This window comes from Bradyrhizobium sp. USDA 3650 (genome assembly GCF_054057395.1).
Genome location: NZ_JBSRZG010000001.1, coordinates 7,957,683 through 7,975,656 on the forward strand (window position 1 = coordinate 7,957,683; position 17,974 = coordinate 7,975,656).

Consider the following 17,974-nt stretch of genomic DNA (forward strand, 5'->3'; position numbering starts at 1 on the left):
TTCTTTCTTACCTCGCCCCGCTTGCGGGGAGAGGTCGACGCGCGAAGCGTGGCGGGTGAGGGGGGCTCTCCGCGAGTCCAACTCTCACGATTTTCGCCGAAGCAGCCCCTCACCCCAACCCTCTCCCCGTAAGAACGGAGCGAGGGAGCGTACCGTCGCCGCGGCGCTAGGTTCGTTCTTTACGGCGCCTGCTTCCGCGCCCTTGCCACCTGCGCCGGCGTCACCAGCGGCGCGGCATTGCCCCAGGAATTGCGGATGTAGTTCGTCACCGCCGCGACCTCTTGGTCGGAGAGCTGGTTGGAATAGGCCGGCATCTCGCCGGTGTTGGGCGCGCGCGGCGTCGTCATGGTGTGGGCGCCGTCGAGGATGATGCGCAAGGTCGAGGACGGATTGACCGATTGCAGCAGCGCGTTGGCCGGCAGCGGCGGATAGATGCGCGGTGCACCTGTGCCGTCGGCCTCATGGCAGGCGATACAGAGCTTGGCGTAGACGGCCTGGCCAGCCTTCATCTCGGCATCGTCAGGCGGCGTCACGATCGTCTCACGCCGCGCCGGCGGCAGGTTCTTCAGGTAAACTGCGATCGCGCGCACGTCGGCATCGCTCATCTTCGAGGTCGAGTTGACGACGACCTCCGCCATCAGCCCGCTGGCATGGCTCCTGGCGTTGCGTCCGCTCTGAAGATATTCCGTGACGTCCTCGACGCTCCACGATTTCAGCCCGGTGCGAGTGGCGCCATCGAGCCGTGGCGCGTACCAGCCGCCGACCTCGTTGCCCGCGAGGGCCTGCGCCTGCTTGTCCGCGCCAAAGTAGTTCTTCGGCGTATGGCAGGCGCCGCAATGACCGAGCCCGGTGACGAGGTAACCGCCCCGATTCCACGCCGCGCTCTGGCTCTGGTCCGGCTCGAACAGGCCGGGCTTGAAATACACCATGTTCCAGATCCGCATCAGGCCGCGATAGCTAAAGGGCCAGCGCAGTTCCGGCGGCTTGTTGCGGCTCGTGACGGCCGCGAGCGTTCCGAGATAAGCCCGGATCGCCAGCGTGTCGTCCTTCGTCATTCGCGTGAAGTAGGGATAGGGAAACGCCGGGTAATAATTGGAGCCGTCGGGCGCGACGCCGGTGCGCACGGCGCGGGTGAAGTCGGCATCGGTCCAGGCGCCGATGCCGGTGTCGCGGTCCGGCGTCAGGTTCGGCGCGTAGATCGCGCCGAACGGCGTGTCGATACGCTTTCCGCCCGCGAACGGTTTGGCGGGATCGGCGGTGTGGCAGCCGCCACAGTCGCCGGCCTCCACCAGCGACCTGCCGGTGGCGATCAGCTCCGGCGACGGCTCGGCAGCGACGGCCGCGTTCGCAACCGCACTGCACAACGCCAGACCCACGAGAGCCAGGCCAGCCAGAATCGTCCGCATCGAAAGCCTCTCCTGCGACCCATCGACGCCGTCCCGCATGACCAGGCGTCAATTCGTTGCGCGACGGCGGGGGTATGGTGACACAAAATGAAAATCGCGGATGCCAATGCAGCCACGAAATTGCGATTTTTACCCGGCGCTGGCTTTGGTCCAGAATTGTGATGCGGAGCGTGAAATATCCGACATAGAGTGGCGGAAATGGTCGGCGCGCCCTAGCTAAAAACAACGGGCAGGCAACGGCTTAAGCAGCCAAGCGCTCAAAAAGGGCGGAAGAGGACATAATGGGCATCAACCAGGGTCCGATCAGTCTCGATCAGAAATACACCCAGGACACCGGACATATTTTCACGACGGGCATTCAGGCCCTGGTCCGGCTGCCGATGGCCCAGATCCGGCGCGACCGTGCGGCGGGGTTGAACACCGCCGGCTTCATCTCCGGCTATCGCGGCTCGCCGCTCGGCGGCTACGACCAGCAGTTGTTCGCCGCGCGAAAACATCTCGAGCAGTACAATATCAAGTTCCAGCCCGGCGTGAACGAGGACCTGGCCGCGACCGCGGTCTGGGGCTCGCAGCAGCTCAACCTCTCGCCCGGCGCCAAGTATGACGGCGTGGTCGGCATCTGGTACGGCAAGGGCCCCGGCGTCGATCGCTGCGGCGACGTCTTCCGCCACGGCAATGCCGCCGGCTCCGCCAAAAACGGCGGCGTCTTGTGTCTCGCCGGCGACGACCACGGCGCAAAATCCTCGACGGTCCCGCATCAGTCCGACCACGCCTTCATGTCGGCGCTGATGCCCTATCTCTACCCCTCGAGCGTCCACGAAATGATCGAGATGGGCCTTCTCGGTATCGCGATGTCGCGCTACTCGGGCTGCTGGGTCGGCATGAAGGTGATCACCGAGACCGTGGAGACCACCGCCGAGATCGACCTCACCGACGAGATGACGCCGTTCGTGATCCCGACCGATTTCGAGATGCCCGAAGGCGGCCTCAATCTGCGCTGGCCCGACGACCGCTTCGCCCAGGACCGCCGCTTGCAGGACTACAAGGGCTTTGCCGCGATCGCCTTTGCGCGCGCCAACAAGGTCAATCGGATCACCATGGACTCGCCGAATGCCCGCTATGGCATCATGGCGTCCGGCAAGAGCTACGAGGATATCCGTCAGGCGCTGCGCGAGCTTGGTATCACGCCCGAGGTCGCCGCCAAGATCGGACTTCGATTGTACAAGATCGGCATGCCCTGGCCTCTGGAGCCGGAAGGCGTCAGGCAGTTCGCCGTGGGCCTCGAGGAAATCTTCATCATCGAAGAGCGCCGCGAGATCGTCGAAAATCAGGTGAAGCAGGAGCTGTTCAATTGGCGCGACGATGTCCGTCCCCGGATCATCGGCAAGATGGACGACCACGACAAGCGCTTCCTCCCCTTTGCCGAAGAGCTCAGCGTCGCCTCGCTGGCCAGTTCGCTCACCGAGCGCCTGCTTCGACTTGATCTCAATCCCGAAATTGCAACGATGCTGCGCGCCAAGGCCGATTGGTTCAACGGTCGCCAGGCGTCGCAAATGCAGGCGACCGCGCCTGTCGCCCGCACCCCGTATTTCTGCTCCGGCTGCCCGCACAACACATCGACCAAGGTGCCCGAAGGCAGTCGCGCCTTTGCCGGCATCGGTTGCCACTTCATGGCGCTGTGGATGGACCGCTCCACCGAGACCTTCACCCACATGGGCGGCGAGGGGGTGCCGTGGGTCGGCGTTGCCCCCTTCACCAAGGAAGAGCACGTGTTCGCCAATCTCGGCGACGGCACGTATTTCCACTCCGGCAGCCTCGCGATCCGCCAGGCGATCGCCTCCGGCGCCAACATCACCTACAAGATCCTCTATAACGACGCGACCGCGATGACCGGCGGTCAGCATGTCGACGGCGAATTGTCGCCGCAGCAGATCACCTTCCAGCTCCACAGCGAAGGCATCCGCGAGATCTATCTGGTCTCCGAAAATCCCGACGCCTATCCCGCGAACGAGATCGCGCCCGGCGTCAAGACAGCGCATCGTGACGAGCTCGACGCGGTCCAGAAAACGCTGCGCAAGGTCAAGGGCGCGTCCGCGATCGTGTTCGTGCAGACTTGCGCCGCCGAGAAGCGCCGCCGCCGCAAGCGTGGCACGATGGAGGATCCGGCGCGCCGTGTGCTCATCAATCCCGCGGTGTGTGAAGGCTGCGGCGATTGCTCGGTGCAATCGAACTGCATTTCGGTCGAGCCGCTGGAGACCGAGTTCGGCCGCAAGCGGGCCATCAACCAGTCGACCTGCAACAAGGATTATTCCTGCGTCAAAGGCTTTTGCCCGTCCTTCGTCACCGTGGACGGCGGCAAGATGCGCAAGCGCGCGCCGGCCGGCGTCGGCGATATTGGCGCGCTGCCCGAACCGGCGTCGCGCCCCAATTTGGACAAGCCCTACAACATCGCCGTCGGCGGCGTCGGCGGCACCGGCGTGCTGACCATCGGCGCGCTGCTCGGCATGGCCGCCCATATCGAAGGCAAGGCCTCGATGATCCTCGACATGTCGGGCCTGGCGCAAAAGGGTGGGGCGGTGCTGAGCCACGTCCGCCTGTCCGACCATCCGGCGGAGGTGACATGCTCGCGCATCGTCACCGGCACGGCCGATGTGGTGCTCGCAGCCGATGAGGTGGTCGCGGTTGCCAAGGACACCATCTCGCTCTGCGACAGCAGCCGCACCCACGGCATCATCAACAGCCACGTCATTCCCACCGCCGACTTCGTTCTCAACCGCGATTTCAACTTCCAGACCCGCAAGCTGAACGGGTTGCTGGAAACCGCGCTGCACAAGGACTCGGTGTTCTTCGACTTCACCAAGCCGGCCGAGCAGCTGCTCGGCGACAGCATCGCAACCAACATGATGATGATGGGCTACGCCTATCAGAAGGGCCTCTTGCCGTTGTCGGCGGAGTCGATCGAGCAGGCGATCGAGGTCAACGGCGTCTCGATCAAGATGAACAAGGAAGCCTTCCGTCTCGGCCGGCTCGCGGTCGCCGACCCCCAGCGCCTGGTAGACATGCTGAAGGGGACCGACGAGGTCGTCGCACCGAAGACGCTGGAGGCGATGACGCTCGACGAACTCATCGAGCACCGCGCCAAGCATCTTACGGCCTATCAGAACGGCCGGCTGGCCAAGCGCTACCGGAAGCTGGTGGACCAGGTCAGCGACGCCGCCAGGCAGGGCGGCTATGACGAGGCGCTGACGCGCGCCGTTGCGGTCAACTACGCAAAACTGCTGGCCTACAAGGACGAATACGAGGTTGCGCGCCTTTACACCGACGGCGGGTTCGAAAAGCAGCTCCGCGATCAGTTCGAGGGCGAGTTCAAGTTCAACTTCAACCTGGCACCGCCGATCCTCAGCAGGGGCGTTGATGCGCTCGGCCGCCCGAAGAAGCGCGCGTTCGGCCCGTGGATGCTTCCGGTATTTCGCGTGCTGGCAAAATTCAAATTCCTGCGCGGTACGCCGCTCGATATCTTCGGTCGCAGCGCCGACCGCAAGCTCGAACGCGATCTGATCGCCGGCTACGAGAAGGACGTCGCCACCGTGCTCGGCCTGCTGTCGCCGCTCACGATCGACACCGCGGTGGAGCTGCTGTCGTTGCCCGATCGCATCCGCGGCTACGGCCCGGTGAAGGAGAAGGCCGTCGCGGACGCCAAGGCCCGCTACGCCCAGTTCGCCGCCGATCTGGCCAACCCGCCGCCGGCACCAAGGCAGATCGCGGCGGAGTAGAATTTGTTGGGTGGGGTTCGCTAATCCACCCACCAAATTCCTGTTTGAAATCAACCATCGGTCTACTGTGCATGGGGTTGTTTTCGCAGAAAAGGGTTTTTCGATAAAACGAAACCGCTTGTGCCGTCGGGCAAAACACCTTTAGGGTTCTGCCCGTCGCCCCGGTCATTGCGAGCGCAGCGAAGCAATCCAGAAATGCGTCCGCGGAAAGATTCTTGGATTGCTTCGCTGCGCTCGCAATGACGATTCCGGAAGCAGAGGCACTCCCACCGCACCTCGGCGATTTGCGCGAACCCGCTGCCCTCTCGCCCGGCGGAATATTTCCGCGCTTGCCAACAGGGCGGCAGCGGTTCAGAAAAAACCGGAAGTGAGAAACGCCAGCGGAGACCTTATTTGACCATCAAGGGCAAGGCCTACATTGCCGGGATCTACGAACACCCGACCCGGCACGCGCCGGACAAATCCACCGCGCAGCTCCATGCCGAGGTCGCCAAGGGCGCGATCGAGGATGCCGGGCTCAGCAAGGACGATGTCGACGGCTATTTCTGCGCGGGCGACGCTCCGGGCGGCGCCTGGCCGATGGTCGATTATCTGGGCCTCAACACCAAGAAACTCCGCCATGTCGATTCCACCGAGACCGGCGGCTGCTCCTACATCATCCATCTCGGCCATGCCGCCGAAGCCATCGCCGCGGGCAAGTGCTCGATCGCGCTGATCACGCTGGCCGGCAAGCCGCGCACCGGGACGATGCCGCCGCGCGCGGCCGGCGCCGAGGCCGATTTCGAGACGGCTTACGGTGCGACCACGCACAATGCCTACGGCATGTGTGCCATGCGCCACATGCACGACTATGGCACCACCAGCGAGCAGCTCGCCTGGATCAAGGTCGCGGCCTCGCACCACGCGCAATACAATCCGCATGCGATGCTCAAGGACGTCGTTACCGTCGAGGACGTCCTGAACTCCCCGATGATCTCCGATCCCTTGCACCGCATGGATTGCTGCGTCGTCTCCGACGGCGGCGGTGCGCTGATCGTGACCACGCCCGAGATCGCCAGGAGCCTGAACAAGCCGCTGGTCAGACTGATCGGCCACGGCGAGGCGATGAAGGGTCCGCGCGGCGGCAAGGACCTCGACCTCACATACTCCGCCGGCATCTGGTCCGGCCCGCGTGCGTTCGAGGAAGCCGGCATCACGCCGAAGGACATCAAATACGCCTCGATCTACGACAGCTTCACCATCACCGTCCTGATGCAGCTCGAGGACCTCGGCTTCTGCAAGAAGGGCGAGGGCGGCAAGTTCGTCGCCGACGGCAATCTGATCTCGGGCGTCGGCAAGCTGCCGTTCAACACCGATGGCGGTGGTCTCTGCAGCAACCATCCCGTCAACCGCGGCGGCATGACCAAGATCCTCGAAGCCGTGCGGCAACTGCGCGGCGAGGCGCATCCGAAGGTGCAGGTGCAAAACTGCGATCTCGCCATCGCCCACGGCACCGGCGGGCTTTTGGGTGTTCGCCACGCCGCTTCGACTGCGATTCTGGAGCGCGTGTGATGAGCGAAGCGAAGAAATATCCGGCCCCGGTGACCAACCCTGAGACGGCCGCGTTCTGGGACGCGGCCAAGCAGGGCAAGTTCATGATCAAGCGCTGCACCGCCTGCGGCGAGGCGCATTACTTCCCGCGCGCGATCTGCCCGTTCTGCTACTCCGACAAGACGGTGTGGGAGGAGTCTTCGGGCGAGGGCACGATCTACACGTACAGCTTGATGCGGAAGTCGCCGACCGGCCCCTACGCGATCGGCTACGTCACGCTGAAGGAGGGGCCGTCGCTGCAGACCAATTTCGTCGATTGCGATTTGACGACGTTGAAGATCGGCCAGAAGGTGAAAGTGGTGTTCAAGCCAACCGATGGCGCGCCGCTGCCGTTTTTTACGCCGGCTTAGTGGGCACGGCGAGTTCTTCCCTTCCCCCCTTGTGGGGGAAGGTGGCGCGAAGCGCCGGATGAGGGGTATCGCTCCGCAGAGAGATTGTTCGATGCGGAGCGAACCCCTCACCCAAACGAGTGCATTGCGAGCACCTTGTAGCCCTCTCCCGCAAGGGGAGAGGGCGCATCAATGGGCGCCGCCATCCGCTGAAACTGCCGGGAGGAAACAACAAAAATGTCCGCCAGATACGACGAACTCAAAGGCCTCAAAAACCTCGGCCAGAAATATTCCTACACCGATCGCGAAGTGATGCTCTACGCCTACGGTATCGGCCTCGGCGCCGATCCGATGGACGAGAACGAGCTCGCTTTCGTCAACGAGGGCACGTTGACGCCGCGGCCGCTCAAGGTGGTGCCGACCTTCGCCTCCGTCGCGGCGTGGGGCGCGGGTCCGGGCGAGATGAACCTCAACCGGGTGATGGTGGTCGACGGCGAGCGCGACATCACCTTCCACCAGCCGCTGCCGGTGGCTGCGCACATCACCGCCGATTCCTCCGTTGTCGAAGTCTACGACAAGGGCAAGGACAAGGGCGTCGTCATCAGCCACCAGACCGTGCTCAAGAACGAGAAGGGCGAGAAGCTGGCAACACTGGTCGCCTCCCGCTTCGCCCGCGGCGATGGCGGCTTTGGCGGGCCGAACCTGACCCAGCCGGATCCCCACAAGATCCCTTCGCGCGCACCCGACACGACCATCGACATCGTCACGCGCCCCGACCAGGCGCTGGTCTATCGTCTCTGCGGCGACCGCAACCCGCTGCACTCCGATCCCGAGTTCGCGAAGAAAGCCGGCTTTCCGCGTCCGATCCTGCACGGCATGTGCACCTACGGCATCACCTGCCGCGGCGTACTGCAGACCTATGCCGACTACGACGCCTCGGCCTTCCGCCAGCACGTCGCGCGGTTTTCCTCGCCGGTCTATCCCGGCGAGACCGTGACCATGGACCTCTGGAAGGACGGCAACACGATCTCGTTCGAGGCCAAGGTGAAGTCGCGCGGCGTCACCGTGATCAAGAACGGCAAGACGGTGCTGGGTTAGCAACGCGCGACGGCCGTGGTCTCCCTCGCCCCGCACTTGCGGGGAGAGGGTGGGGTGAGGGGCTCTCACCACGAGCCGAGACGGTATAGGGACCTGTACCCCTCATCCGGATCGCAAGGGCGATCCGACCTCTCCCCGCAAGCGGGGCGAGTAAAAAACAAAACAGGGAGACGCCACCATGGGACTACTCGATGGCAAGGTTGCGCTGATCACCGGCGCGGGCGGGGGGCTTGGTGAGGCCTACGCAAAGCTGTTCGCGCGGGAAGGGGCGTCCGTCGTCGTCAACGACCTCGGCGGCCCCCGTGACGGCTCCGGCGCCGACACATCGATGGCGCAGCTCGTGGTGGATGCGATCAAGGCCGAAGGCGGCAAGGCGGTCGCCAACGGCGCCGACATCTCCACCATGGAAGGCGGCCAGTCGGTGTTCGACGACGCCATCAAGCATTTCGGCCGCGCCGACATCCTCGTCAACAATGCCGGCATTCTGCGCGACCAGACCTTCGCCAAGGCTAGCGAGTCGGACTGGGACAAGGTCATCAAGGTGCACCTGAAGGGCACCTTTTGTTGCACCATGCCGGTGTTTCGCTGGATGCGGGAAAATGGCGGCGGCGTCATCGTCAACACCTCCTCGACCTCGGGCCTGATCGGCAATTTCGGCCAGAGCAATTACGGCGCGGCCAAGGGCGGCATCTGGGGCCTGTCCAACGTGCTGGCGATCGAGGGCCGCAAATACAACATCCGGATCTGGACGCTTGCGCCGGGCGCGCTGACCCGCATGACCGCAGACCTGCCCCGCTATAAGGAGAACCCCGGTGCGGCGCTGGGGCCGGACGGCATCGCGCCGGCCGTGCTATACATGGTCAGCGACTTGTCCGGCGACCAGACCGGCAAGGTGCTGGGCGTGTCCGGGCCCCGCGGCGTGCGCGAGATGCGGATGATGGAAATGGACGGCTGGAAGCCGCCGCACACGGGCTGGAAGGCCCAGGACATCGCCGATCATGCCAAGGAGATCTTCTTCTCCGAAGAGCAGATCAAGATGGGAGCGCGGCGGTTTTAGCCATCGACAGAGAGAAACAAGGACAACGATGAAACTCACCGCCGACGCCAAGGGCACCTTCGCAATCGCGCCGACGCCGTTCCACGACGACGGCCGGATCGACGAGCGCTCGATCGACCGCCTGACCGATTTCTACGAGGAGGTCGGCTGCGACGGCGTCACGGTGCTCGGCATTCTTGGCGAGGCGCCGAAGCTCGATGCCGCCGAGGCCGAGCAGGTGGCGGTACGCTTCGTCAAGCGCGCCAAGACAATGCAGGTGATCGTCGGCGTCTCCGCGCCCGGTTTCGCCACCATGCGCTCGCTGGCGAAGGCATCCATGGAGGCAGGCGCGGCCGGTGTGATGATCGCACCGCCGCCGTCGTTGCGGACCGACGACCAGATTATCGGCTATTACAAGCAAGCGGCCGAGGCGATTGGCCCCGACGTACCCTGGGTGCTCCAGGACTATCCGCTGACCTTGTCGGTGGTGTTCACTCCCGCCGTGATCCGCAAGATCGTCACCGACAATCCGAACTGCGTGATGCTCAAGCACGAGGACTGGCCGGGGCTGGAGAAGATCTCGACGCTGCGCAACTTCCAGAAGGACGGCTCGCTGCGGCCGCTCTCGATCCTCTGCGGCAATGGCGGGCTCTTTCTGGACTTCGAGATGGAGCGCGGCGCCGACGGCGCCATGACCGGCTATGCCTTCCCCGAGCTTCTGATCGACGTCGTGCGACTTTCGAAGGAAGGCAAGCGCGACGCCGCCCACGATCTGTTCGACGCGCATCTGCCGCTGATCCGCTACGAGCAGCAGCCCGGCGCTGGCCTTGCCGTGCGCAAATACGTGCTGCAGAAGCGCGGCATCATCGCCTCCAGCGCCCAGCGCAAGCCCGGCGCCACCATCACGCCGACGGCGAAGGCGGAGGTCGAGTACCTGCTGTCGCGCGTGGCCCGCGTCGACAAGCGCGCCAATCTCGGCCCGCAATCCAGCGCCGCAGGTTAGTTGAATGGCCGAGGCATCAGCATCACGCCCTGCGTCGACGATCCTTCTGCTGCGCGACGGCGCCGCAAAGGAAATCGAAGTCTTCATGATGGTGCGCCATCATCAGATCGAGTTCAACTCGGGCGCGCTGGTGTTTCCCGGCGGCAGCGTCGATGCCGGCGATCAGGAGATCGTCGCCCGCTCCGATCTGTATTCGGGCGGCGAGGGCTTGAGCGAAGCGGACCGCGGTTTTCGGATCGCTGCGATCCGCGAGACCTTTGAGGAAAGCGGCATCCTGCTGGCGCGGTCGAGGGATTCGGGCACGCCTGTTGATGCCAGGCGCGCCGGCGAGATCGCCGGTGCGCATCGCGTCGCGCTCAACGAGCACAAGATCAGCTTCCTGAGCATTCTGGCCGATAACGGCCTCCAGCTCGCGCTCGATACGCTGGTACCTTACGCGCACTGGATCACGCCCGAGGGCATGCCAAAACGTTTCGATACCTGGTTCTTCCTTGCGGCGGCACCGCCCGACCAGCTCGGCGCGCATGACGGCCGGGAATCCACCGATTCGATCTGGGTCTCACCGCGCGAGGCGGTGGAGGGCGGCGAGAACGGCCGCTTCAAGCTGCCGTTCCCGACCACGCGCAATCTGATCCGGCTCGCCAAGCAGTCGAGCGTGAGTGCCGCGCTGGAGCACGCCCGCGGCATGTCCGTCGTGACGGTGATGCCTGTCATGACCAAGACCGAAACCGGCCGTCAGCTCCGCATTCCCCGCGAGGCCGGCTATGACGGCGAAGTGTTCGAGGTCGGGGCGGTCGGCTAGGACACTTCGACACACAACGAAGTATCGGCGAGGGTAGACGCGCTAGGTTCCGTCCCTGACAACAGGACGAGGCGCGCGACATGGACAACCGGCAGGACAACAACGTCGCCGTCGAGCTGGCGCTGCTGCTCGCACTCGCAACGCTCTGGGGCGGCTCCTACACCTTCATCAAGCTCGGCGTCGCCACCATTCCGCCGATCACGCTGATCGCGGCGCGCACCACGATTGCGGGCCTGCTGCTGCTCGCGATCATGTGGGCGCGCGGCATCAGGATGCCGAATGATGCCGCGACCTGGCAACGCTTCGCATTCCAGGCCGTGCTCAACAGCGTGATCCCCTGGACATTGATCGCCTGGGGTGAGCGCCACGTCGATGCCGCGCTTGCGACCATCCTCAACTCGGCAGGCCCGATCTTCACCTTCCTGCTCACGGCGGTCGTGACGCGTCACGAGGCGACGACACCGCGCAAGCTGGTCGGCGTGGTTGCCGGCATGGCCGGCATCCTGCTGATCGTCGGCGTCGATGCCGTCCATGATGTCGGAAGCGGCCTCGTCGCGGAGGCCGCCATCGTTGCCGCCACCATCTGCTACGCCTGCGCCGCGATCTTCGGTCGCGGCTTCAAGGGCCTCGATCCCATGGCGCCCGCGGCCGGCTCGCTGCTGGCGGGGGCGGCGGCGCTGATCCCGGCCTCGCTCATCGTCGAGCAGCCCTGGACACTGTCGCCCTCGCTGAGTTCCGTGCTGGCGCTGCTCGCGCTGGCGACCTTCTCGACCGCCGCGGCCTTCGTGATCTATTTCCGCCTGATCCAGACCCTGGGCTCGGTCGGCACCACCGCGCAGGCCTATCTCCGCGTGCCGATCGGGGTTGCCATCAGCGTCGCCTTCCTCGGCGAGAGCCTGAGCCGGACCGCCTGGATCGGGCTTGCCTGCGTCGTCCTCGGCGTCGCCGCCATGACCATCCCGTCCCGGCGGCCGGCCGGCGTCAAAACGTCATAAAACCGGAGCCAAGGAGGGCAGATATTAAGGATATTCGGCGACCAGACGCATGTTCCCCCGGGACCGCAATACGTCGTATATTGGAGCTCCAATAGCCCGGTCCTCACATCACCAATGTCCGCCGAATTGACGCCGACCCCTGAGAAAAAGCGAACATTCTCGCTCTCCATCGGCCAGCTCACGTTCGGCAGCTTCCTTCTGGTGCTGGCGGTGATCATCGTCACCTCGACCGCGAGCGTGATCGCGATCCGGCACATCGACACGACCTTTGCCGAGCTGCAGCGGCTCCAGAGCGTCGGCGACCTCGCCGAGGACATCGACCGCCGTATGAACGAGCTGCGGCTCGCCGCGCGCGACTTCGTCACCGATCCCGGCGCCGGCATCCAGTTCAAGCAGGTGGGCGAGGCGGCCTCGACGCTCAGTGACATCCTGAAGAAGACCCGCATCGAGCTCGTGCCCGAGCAGCAGGACATGATCGACGGGGTCAGCGAGCGGCTTGCGACCTATCGCAGCGGCCTGGAGCGGATCTCGACCTTGATCGACCGCCGCGCCGAGCTGCTTGCCGGCCTGCCGCCGCTCCGCGACCAGTTCGACGCGGCTGTCTCCGGCACCGGGGACCGAGAGCTGGCGTCCCGCCTGTCGGAAGCGCAGAGCCGGATCGCGCTCGGTTTGCTTGCGCGCAACCCGTCCGCGGCCGAGCAGGCGGCGCAAAGCATGCGGGCGATGGGCGTCGCCGATCCCAATCTCAGATCGGCCGTCAACAATTACGCCGAGGCGATCATCGCGGTCGCGGTCCGTGAACGGCAGATCGCCGATATCGATCGCGAGGTGCTGGGAACCGAGGGCCGGCTGATTGGCCGCGTCACCGAATTGCTGCGCGAGGTCAGTGCCCGGCGCGGTCACGTGCTGTCGCGCGACTTTGCCCGCACGCTGACGGAGGCGCGTTGGCAGAGCATCGTGCTTGGCACCATCGGCGTACTGATCGGCATTCTCGCGGCTGGCTTCGTGGTGCGGCGGACAGTCCGTCCGCTCGCCCAGATCGCGCGATCGATCCGCGCGCTCGCAGCCGGCGAGAAGAACACCTCGATCCCGTCCGCCGACCTCGACAATGAGATCGGCGATATCGCACGCGCAGCCGAAGTGTTCCGCCGCGCGCTGGAGGAGGCCGACACGGCACGCGAGGCGGCGGTGCGCGCATTGACCGAGCAGCGCCTCGCCGAAGAGAGCTATCGGAAACTGTTCGAGGGCTCGGTCGACGGCATCTATGTCACGACGCCGGCCGGCGACCTCCTCAACGCCAATCCGGCGCTGGCGCGGATGATGGGCTATGACAGTCCGCAGCAGCTGATCGACAGCATCAACGACATCGCCCACACCATCTATCTCAATCCCGAGGCGCGCGTCGAATATCAGCGGCTGATGGCCCGCGACGGCATGGTGCGCGAGTTCGAATACCAGGTGCGCCAGCGCGGCGGCGACATCCTGTGGCTGTCCGACAGTGCCACCGGCGTCCGCGACGAGGCGGGCAACATCGTCCGCTACGAGGGCACGCTGCGCGACATCACCGACCAGAAGCGGGCGGAAGACGCCATCGCCGAAGGGCGGCGCCTGCTCCAGCAGGTCATCGACACCGTGCCCGCGGTCATCAACGTCAAGGACCGCGACCTGCGCTACGTGCTGATGAACCGCTACATGGCCGGCATCTTCGGCATCGAGCCCGGCGATGCGCTCGGCCGCACCACGGCCGACCTGATGTCGCGCTACGGCGCGGCCAAGTCCGACGAGAGCGACAAGCGCGTGCTGACGCTGCGAAAAGGTCTCGGCTTCTACGAAGAGGAGTACATTGATTCGTCCGGCCACATGCGGCAATGGCTCGTCAACAAGCTGCCGCTGCTCGATGCCGAAGGCGAGATCGAGCGGATCGTCACCGTGGCGCTCGACATCGGCGAGCGCAAGCGCGGCGAGCAGGAGATGCGGAAAGCCAAGGAATCCGCCGAGACCGCGCTGCGTAATCTGCGCGAGACCCAGGCCTCGCTGATCGAGGCGGAGAAGCTGGCGGCGCTCGGACGCCTCGTCGCCGGCGTCGCGCACGAAGTCAACAATCCTGTCGGCATCAGCCTCACGGTCGCCTCCGCACTGGAACGCAAGACCGCGATGTTCACCGCCGAGGTCGAGCGTGGCGAGCTGCGCCGCTCTGCGCTCAACGACTTTCTCCACACCAGTCGCGATGCGTCCTCGCAGCTCGTCTCCAATCTCAATCGCGCCGCCGAGCTGATCCAGTCGTTCAAGCAGGTCGCCGCCGACCGCAACTATTCGGACCAGCGCAGCTTTGATCTCGGTGACCTCACCGAGCAGGTGGTGATGAGTCTGCGGCCGGGCCTTCGCAAACACAATCTCACGCTCAATGTCGAGTGCCAGCCTGATCTGACCATGAACAGCTATCCCGGACCGTACGGCCAGGTGCTGACCAATCTGTTTCTCAACGCGGTGGCGCACGCCTTTCCGGACGGCCGCCCGGGGACCATCGACATCCAGGTGCGCGAGTCCGGCAAGGACAATGTCGAGATCATCTTCTCCGACAATGGCTGCGGCATGTCGCTCGATGTCCGCCGCCGTGCCTTCGATCCGTTCTTCACGACGCGGCGCGACCAGGGCGGCACCGGTCTCGGGCTGCACATCGTCTACAGCATCGTCACGAACAGGCTTGGCGGACGGCTCGATCTGGATTCCGAACCGGGCAGCGGCACACGTATCCAGATCATCCTGCCGCGCGTGGCGCCGCTCGAGCAGGCCGCGGAATAGCTCACGCGTTTTCGAGCGAAGTGGATGCCGGCTTCGCGTGAAGAAAATGCGTCGAAACAACAATTGAGAGCTTCAGTTCTGATTCAATCAGAACCGAAGCTCTAGTCGGCCTCTGCGAGCTTGTGCAGCGTCGCGCCGAAAATCTGGCTGGCCTTTCCAACCAGTGCGGTGCCCGTCATGTCGCCGCGCGTTTCCGTGAAGGTGCCGCTGAGGCCGATGCCGACCGCGGCAGGGCCGCCGAACAGCGGATTGTCGTCACCCCCGCGGCGAGGTGTGACGCTGGACCAGCACCTCGCCCTTGAAGGTGTTGTCCTTCACCGTGTAGCTGCCGGTGTAATAGAGGTAGGCATCGCCGCCAAGAATCTTGCCGTCGCGAAACAGAATCACGCCGCTGCCCTTGCCGACCCGACCATCGAGCAGGTTCACGTGAATCGAATAGAGGCCGTTCTTCATAACGTCCCGAGGCCGGCCGCCATCGCCCAATGGCGTAACCGGTAGGGCATTTATGCCAAAGCGCATGCGCCCACGCAACGCGGCAGTTTGGCCGCCGACCTTGCGAGCCTGCCCGTGAGCCGTAGTTGTCCCGGCTTGTCTGTGACACCGCCATGACGGTCTGATCATGAAGCGAGGCCAGTCGTTGCGAATCAAGTTGGCCCGCGAAATGCATAACCATTGTTGCACTGGCCGCGGGGTGCTGGAGCAAGACAAACGTGAGCAACTGGATCGATTCCGGCGGCGAGAAGCCGCGTCTGTACAGTGTGCGTCCCACGATTTGCGAAACACGACAACGGCGGATCGGCGGCGCAGCACGCTGGCGAACCGTGGCGAGCCTCGCATGCGTCCTGGCCCTGATCGCACTCGCGGCCCCCTTCGGCCACGCGCGCGACCGCGGCCAGTTCGTCAACACCAATGCCGAATTGAAGGCCTGGTTCGACGGACTGCGAAGCGGCAAGGGGCCTTGTTGCTCCGATGCCGACGGCTCGGCGCTCTCGGACACCGACTGGGACAGCAAGGACGGGCACTATCGGGTCCGCGTCCCGCGTTATGGCTACGTGATCGACGGCCGACCGCAGGAGCTCGTCTGGGTCGACGTGCCCGAGGAGGCCGTGATCTCGGAGCCGAACCGGGTGGGGCGCACCATGGTCTGGCCGATCTACGGCTACATGGGCGTCGCCGTCCGCTGCTTCATGCCCGGCAGCATGACTTAGGCACGCCGGGCGGCACGTCGCCCGGCGAACCAATGCGGCGCGTGCCGTGTCAGGTGTATTTCTTGTCGCGCTCGAGCAGCTCGATGGAGATGCCTTCGGGGCCGCGGATGAAGCAGATGCGCACGCCGGGGCGGATCGTGGTCGGCTCGCGCGTGAAGGTGACGCCCTTGGCCTTGATCTCGGCGGCGACGGCGTCGATGTCCTTCACCGTGAGACCGAAATGGTCGAGGCCTTGATGCGGGTGCGGCGGCGGCGGGTTGACCGCATTGTCGCCCTCGAGTGGCGCAATGAAGATCCTTGCGCCGCCGAGATTCACGTCGATCCGTCCGGGCGCTTGCACGATCTCGCCACCGAGGATGTCCCGCAGCCAGGCCGCCGTGGCCTCCGGATCGGGGCTGCGCAGATGGACGTGATCCCAAGTGACGACTGGCATTTCGTGTTCTCCCGACGGATCTTGATGTTGCAGCGCATGTTAGCGGCCTCGGCCCGTGACCGCCACCGCTCTTGCCGACTCGGCAGCTGCGCGGGAACCTTAGTTCGCCTTCCGGATTAAGGTAAGCAGTGGCCGAATCCGTTGTCGAACGTGCTTCCGCCGCGATCGGTGAGGCAACCATGAGCGCTGGGTTTGACCGCATCGGGATAGGGCGTCTCGCCGGAACCGGCGAGCGACTGGCGAGGGCGGTGACGATCGCGAGCGTTTCATTTGGGCGAGGCCTGCTGTGGCTGTTGGCGGCCATCATCGTCGGTTGCGGCATCTGGATGCTGCTCCCTCTTGCCAAAGGCAACAGCGCCGAACCGGTGAGATCTGACGTGGCAGCGGTGGAGACGGCGCCTTCGGCCGATGCGACCGCCGTGTCGCCGCCTTCCGAAGCTTCGATTCCGACAATGGCAGAACTCGGCCGGATCAGGATTTCATCTCAGACCTGGCGCCGCGGCGGCCTTGGCTCGAAGGCGCTGGTGACGCTCACGCTGCGCAACGACAACGACTATGCCGTAAAGGATGTCGAGATCGTCTGCGCTTTTGCGCGGCGCGATGGCAGTCATCTCACCGACCGCGCCCGCGTTCTGGCGGATCCGGTCAGCATGAAGAGCCGCAAGACTTTTGCGCGCATTCCTGTCGGCTTCGTCAACGTGAATGCCGATCAGGCAAAGTGCTCGCTTGTGGCAGCACATCGGACATAAGGCCGGCAGTGCCGGGTAGCGGAAAAGTTACTGTCCTGGGGGCTTGGCCGAAAAACTTGGCGTCGCCATTTGAACCGAACGGCTGGGCCAGGAACCAATTAAATGATCGCCTGTTAAGGCGGAGAGCCCACGCGGGGATGCGGCGGGCGGAGCGTGGCCAATGCCCATCTTTCGGTATTTCTTCTTTGTCGGTGGAGCTTTGCTCGCACTGCTGTTCGCGGCGAACTACGTTCTGCCGACTTCGCCTGTGACGCAGGCTATCGCAACCGCAAGCAACGAACAGCCGTTGATTCGGATCCGGTCCGATCGCCACCTGCCGGAGCGTGTCGTACTCGACACCAGTCAGCCGACGCTTGCCGCCCCTGCGGTGAAGGTCGCCGCCGTCGCGGCTCCCCAGCCGCCCGTGGAGGGCATGTCACCCGCTTTGGCCGAGATATCAGCCAAGGCGCGGGTCCGCGAGACGTTCGCCCAATTCACGCCGGCTGCGAAGGCCGATACCGCTGCGGTCAAGAAGACCGAAGCCAGGACGCAGATTCAGGTGCAAGCCCAGATTCTGCAGGCCCAGCCCGCTCAGACCCAATCCTCCCAGATCTCGGCGCAGCAGCCCAAGCGCAAGGTCGCCAGAACGCATCCGGTGCCGCAGCAGGGTCGCCCGATGATGGTGATGGCGCAGCAGCCGCATTTCGGCTTCTTCAACAGCACCTGGTGAGGGCGGGTCTGACCCGGCTCGAATTGGGGCGGGAAGGGCTT

The 17,974-nt window shown here is 64.8% G+C and carries 14 protein-coding genes and 1 pseudogene; 12 read left to right on the forward strand and 3 right to left on the reverse strand.

What is annotated here, in order from left to right; all coding sequences use genetic code 11:
* Positions 1–179: 179 nt before the first annotated feature.
* Entirely contained in the window at positions 180–1,406 is a 1,227-nt protein-coding gene (locus ACVIN2_RS37640; protein WP_456769465.1) for a c-type cytochrome, read from the reverse strand.
* A gap of 281 nt (positions 1,407–1,687) precedes the next feature.
* Here ACVIN2_RS37640 and ACVIN2_RS37645 point away from each other — a divergent pair, with 281 nt between their 5' ends.
* The 9 genes from ACVIN2_RS37645 to ACVIN2_RS37685 all read left to right on the forward strand — a co-directional run bounded on the left by ACVIN2_RS37645 (position 1,688) and on the right by ACVIN2_RS37685 (position 14,834).
* Positions 1,688–5,179 (forward strand): indolepyruvate ferredoxin oxidoreductase family protein, encoded by a 3,492-nt coding sequence (locus tag ACVIN2_RS37645; protein ID WP_456769466.1) that lies wholly within the window; start codon positions 1,688–1,690, stop codon positions 5,177–5,179.
* 393 nt (positions 5,180–5,572) lie between these two features.
* Positions 5,573–6,730: a thiolase domain-containing protein gene (locus ACVIN2_RS37650; protein WP_456769467.1), complete on the forward strand. Its 1,158-nt coding sequence runs from the start codon at positions 5,573–5,575 to the stop codon at positions 6,728–6,730.
* Complete coding sequence (locus ACVIN2_RS37655) at positions 6,730–7,119, forward strand: Zn-ribbon domain-containing OB-fold protein (protein ID WP_007611535.1); 390 nt, start codon at positions 6,730–6,732, stop codon at positions 7,117–7,119. The genes ACVIN2_RS37650 and ACVIN2_RS37655 overlap by 1 nt, the downstream gene beginning before the upstream one ends.
* Positions 7,120–7,335: 216 nt before the next feature.
* Positions 7,336–8,196, forward strand: a complete 861-nt coding sequence (locus tag ACVIN2_RS37660) for a MaoC/PaaZ C-terminal domain-containing protein (protein WP_456769468.1) — start codon at positions 7,336–7,338, stop codon at positions 8,194–8,196.
* A 178-nt stretch (positions 8,197–8,374) separates the two neighbouring features.
* A complete protein-coding gene (locus ACVIN2_RS37665) occupies positions 8,375–9,253 on the forward strand; it encodes an SDR family oxidoreductase (RefSeq protein ID WP_018455294.1) in 879 nt (292 codons plus the stop codon).
* Between the two features lie 28 nt (positions 9,254–9,281).
* Positions 9,282–10,235: a dihydrodipicolinate synthase family protein gene (locus tag ACVIN2_RS37670; protein WP_456769469.1), complete on the forward strand. Its 954-nt coding sequence runs from the start codon at positions 9,282–9,284 to the stop codon at positions 10,233–10,235.
* Between the two features lie 4 nt (positions 10,236–10,239).
* On the forward strand, positions 10,240–11,037 hold the full coding sequence (locus tag ACVIN2_RS37675; RefSeq protein WP_456769470.1) for an NUDIX hydrolase: 798 nt from the start codon (positions 10,240–10,242) through the stop codon (positions 11,035–11,037).
* An 80-nt stretch (positions 11,038–11,117) separates the two neighbouring features.
* Entirely contained in the window at positions 11,118–12,032 is a 915-nt protein-coding gene (locus tag ACVIN2_RS37680; protein ID WP_456769471.1) for a DMT family transporter, read from the forward strand.
* A gap of 114 nt (positions 12,033–12,146) precedes the next feature.
* On the forward strand, positions 12,147–14,834 hold the full coding sequence (locus ACVIN2_RS37685) for a PAS domain S-box protein (RefSeq protein ID WP_456769472.1): 2,688 nt from the start codon (positions 12,147–12,149) through the stop codon (positions 14,832–14,834).
* 101 nt (positions 14,835–14,935) lie between these two features.
* On the opposite strand, the pseudogene ACVIN2_RS37690 reads toward ACVIN2_RS37685, so the two are convergent.
* Positions 14,936–15,287: pseudogene (locus tag ACVIN2_RS37690) on the reverse strand (GrlR family regulatory protein).
* Positions 15,288–15,544: 257 nt separating this feature from the next.
* Between ACVIN2_RS37690 and ACVIN2_RS37695 the strand changes: the two are divergent.
* Complete coding sequence (locus tag ACVIN2_RS37695; protein ID WP_456769473.1) at positions 15,545–16,042, forward strand: hypothetical protein; 498 nt, start codon at positions 15,545–15,547, stop codon at positions 16,040–16,042.
* Positions 16,043–16,091: 49 nt separating this feature from the next.
* Here the strand turns inward: ACVIN2_RS37695 and ACVIN2_RS37700 are convergent, their stop codons facing one another.
* Complete coding sequence (locus tag ACVIN2_RS37700) at positions 16,092–16,475, reverse strand: VOC family protein (RefSeq protein ID WP_007603095.1); 384 nt, start codon at positions 16,473–16,475, stop codon at positions 16,092–16,094.
* Between the two features lie 179 nt (positions 16,476–16,654).
* Here ACVIN2_RS37700 and ACVIN2_RS37705 point away from each other — a divergent pair, with 179 nt between their 5' ends.
* A complete protein-coding gene (locus ACVIN2_RS37705; protein WP_456769474.1) occupies positions 16,655–17,224 on the forward strand; it encodes a hypothetical protein in 570 nt (189 codons plus the stop codon).
* Between the two features lie 160 nt (positions 17,225–17,384).
* Positions 17,385–17,933, forward strand: a complete 549-nt coding sequence (locus tag ACVIN2_RS37710) for a hypothetical protein (protein ID WP_456769475.1) — start codon at positions 17,385–17,387, stop codon at positions 17,931–17,933.
* The last annotated feature ends 41 nt before the right edge of the window (positions 17,934–17,974 follow it).

Bases quoted from the DNA above. Each gene is read 5' to 3' on its own strand.
- ACVIN2_RS37640 (WP_456769465.1), bottom strand. From the start codon at position 1,406: ATGCGGACGATTCTGGCTGGCCTGGCTCTCGTGGGTCTGGCGTTGTGC.
- ACVIN2_RS37645 (WP_456769466.1), top strand. From the start codon at position 1,688: ATGGGCATCAACCAGGGTCCGATCAGTCTCGATCAGAAATACACCCAG.
- ACVIN2_RS37655 (WP_007611535.1), top strand. From the start codon at position 6,730: ATGAGCGAAGCGAAGAAATATCCGGCCCCGGTGACCAACCCTGAGACG.
- ACVIN2_RS37660 (WP_456769468.1), top strand. From the start codon at position 7,336: ATGTCCGCCAGATACGACGAACTCAAAGGCCTCAAAAACCTCGGCCAG.
- ACVIN2_RS37665 (WP_018455294.1), top strand. From the start codon at position 8,375: ATGGGACTACTCGATGGCAAGGTTGCGCTGATCACCGGCGCGGGCGGG.
- ACVIN2_RS37670 (WP_456769469.1), top strand. From the start codon at position 9,282: ATGAAACTCACCGCCGACGCCAAGGGCACCTTCGCAATCGCGCCGACG.
- ACVIN2_RS37675 (WP_456769470.1), top strand. From the start codon at position 10,240: ATGGCCGAGGCATCAGCATCACGCCCTGCGTCGACGATCCTTCTGCTG.
- ACVIN2_RS37680 (WP_456769471.1), top strand. From the start codon at position 11,118: ATGGACAACCGGCAGGACAACAACGTCGCCGTCGAGCTGGCGCTGCTG.
- ACVIN2_RS37685 (WP_456769472.1), top strand. From the start codon at position 12,147: ATGTCCGCCGAATTGACGCCGACCCCTGAGAAAAAGCGAACATTCTCG.
- ACVIN2_RS37700 (WP_007603095.1), bottom strand. From the start codon at position 16,475: ATGCCAGTCGTCACTTGGGATCACGTCCATCTGCGCAGCCCCGATCCG.
- ACVIN2_RS37705 (WP_456769474.1), top strand. From the start codon at position 16,655: ATGAGCGCTGGGTTTGACCGCATCGGGATAGGGCGTCTCGCCGGAACC.
- ACVIN2_RS37710 (WP_456769475.1), top strand. From the start codon at position 17,385: ATGCCCATCTTTCGGTATTTCTTCTTTGTCGGTGGAGCTTTGCTCGCA.